This window comes from Allobosea sp. P4_C6 (assembly GCF_056402015.1).
Genome location: NZ_JBFUIF010000182.1, coordinates 1 through 2402 on the forward strand (window position 1 = coordinate 1; position 2402 = coordinate 2402).

Sequence of the window (2402 nt, forward strand, 5' to 3'; positions counted from 1 at the left end):
CCAGAGGACCCGGCCGAAATTCTCGCACTCGGTGGAGCTGAAAGTCAGTTTCTCCATGATCGACGCCAAGCCGCATTAGCACCGCTACGCGCGCTTACAAGCGCAGCGCAGGGCCTGAGTTCGCTGCTATCGTCCGGGATCGACTTCGTCCCACACCAGGTCGCCGCGGTCCGCCGTGTCTTGAGCGACCCGATCCAGCGTTATCTGCTCGCTGATGAGGTTGGCCTAGGCAAGACGATCGAAGCGGGGCTGATCATCCGCCAGCACCTAATCGACAATCCCGACACTGAGGTGCTGATCGCTACCCCGCCCGCGCTTTGCGACCAGTGGCGGCGCGAACTAATCGGAAAGCTGCGCCTCGATCAGTTTGGCGAGCCGTTTGAGTGCTGTTCGCATGCCGAGATCGCGCGGGTCATGCGAACGCCGGATGTATTAGTTGTCGACGAAGCGCATCATCTGGTCGGGCTCGAGGCTGGGCCGCTCGGTCCATCGGCGGCGCGCTTGCGAGAGCTTGCCCGCGATGTACCTGTTCTGCTGCTGCTCTCAGCGACACCGCCGCTCGGCGAGGAAGCCAGATTTCTGGCGCTACTCAACCTTCTCGATCCACTCACTCATCCGCTCGACGATCTGACTGGGTTCCGAGTGAAACTGGAACAACGGCGGGCGATTGGCCGATTGCTCCTCAGTCTCGACCCTGACGCGTCAGGCTTGGTCCTGCGCCAGCGCGGCGCCGAACTTGTCCGCACTTTCCCCGAGGATCCTGTCGTGCAGGATCTAGCGCCGCAATTGATCACCGCAACGCGTGAGGCACCCGAGCGGCTTGGCAACCTGTGTGGCACACTCAAGCAGCACGTCGCCGATAGCTACCGCATTCATCAGCGGCTGATCCGCTCGCGGCGAGCCGACGCCCAGGGCTGGGAGTTTCAGCCGCGCGGCCCCGAGGGTGGCGCGCTGACCCATGTTCGCACCGAAGGCGATCCGAGCGAGGTTCTCGCGTTCCTGCTCGCGACGCTTGAGGACTGGCGGTCGGCAGCCGTCGACTCACTTGTCGATCACAAGGTTGGATCCGCGCTGCTCGCCGCTCGCTATCGCGAGTTGCTCGGCTCAATCTCAGAAGGCGGCGACGCGCTTCGGGCCTGGCTGGCTGGGGCCAGCCCGATGTTCCTCGGCGAGGGTGAAATTCTGGACGCCTTGCGCGAAAAGGCCGCAGATTATGACGACGCCGACCGGATTGAAACAATGGTCGAAAGCGCGCGGCGACTGATCAAGACACTGCGTGCGGATGTCGACCATCCCAAGATCGTGGTCTTTGCGACCGCGCCAGCCACGGCGGCGGAGTTTCACGACGCACTGCAGGATGCAGTGGACGGAGCGCGTTGTCTGCTACTCGTCGAGCGTGCCGGACCCGATGCCGACAAGGATGTCGTGGCGCTGTTCGCACAAGCGCCGGACGCCGCGATCCTTACTCTCGATCGGTCGGCCGAGGAAGGTCTCAATCTCAGCTTCGCCGACGCGATCGTACATCTCGATCTGCCGCTGAGCGCCGCCCGAATCGAACAACGCATCGGTCGTCTCGACCGCTATGGCCGCCGCCAGAACATCATCCGACACCGGACCCTGCTGCCTTCCGACGAACACGATAGCCCCTTTGCGGCCTGGCACGAGTTACTGGCCGAGGGCCTGTCGATTTTCCATCGCTCGATCAGCGATGTGCAGTTCCTACTGGAGGGTTTCGAGGCCCAGGCGTTCGAAGCACTGCTGATGTCGGGACCCAATGCGCTCGTCGCGCTTGCCGCGGACATCCGCAGCCGAGTTGCCGACGAGCGAAAGTCGCAAGACGAGCAATATGCCCTCGATCGGATCGCCTTGGCCGAGGAGCCCGTCGAGACATTTATCCAGGCGTTGGACGACGCCGAGATCGACGAGGCAGCGCTCGAAGCGGGCGTCGATCAGTGGTTGATCGGAACGTTGCAGCTCAAGAAGCGCCCGTTCGCCTGGCCGGAGGAAGATCCGTTCAAGCTAAGTTTCACCAAGCAGACGCTGATACCCAGATTCCCTTGGCAGCAGCAGCTTGAACTCGATGACACTCGGCCGCTGAGCTGGAAGCGCCGGATCGCGACACGCCGCGCCGCCGTGACCTTGCTTCGGCCTGGAACTCCCCTGATCGACGTGTTGGCCCGCTTTACGCGCTGGGACGATCGGGGGACCGCATTCATCACCTATCGCACCGTTCCAGACTGGCTCGGTGATGCCTGGATCGGCTTCAAGCTCTGCTTCACCATCGAGCCCAGCCTCGACATCGCCGACCTCTTGGCGCCGTCGCGGGCCGAACTTGCCGCGTCGCGTCGGGCACAGCGTTATTTCGCGCTAAGCGAACAGACCCTGTTCATTGACATCAAGGG

Annotated in this window: 1 protein-coding gene; it reads left to right on the top strand. The window is 63.0% G+C overall.

The genetic code is table 11. From position 1 onward, the window contains the following. Positions 1 to 18 precede the first annotated feature (18 nt). A partial coding sequence (gene dpdE / locus AC1DVA_RS27640) for a protein DpdE (protein WP_476808020.1) occupies positions 19 to 2402 on the top strand: 2384 nt, incomplete at its 3' end.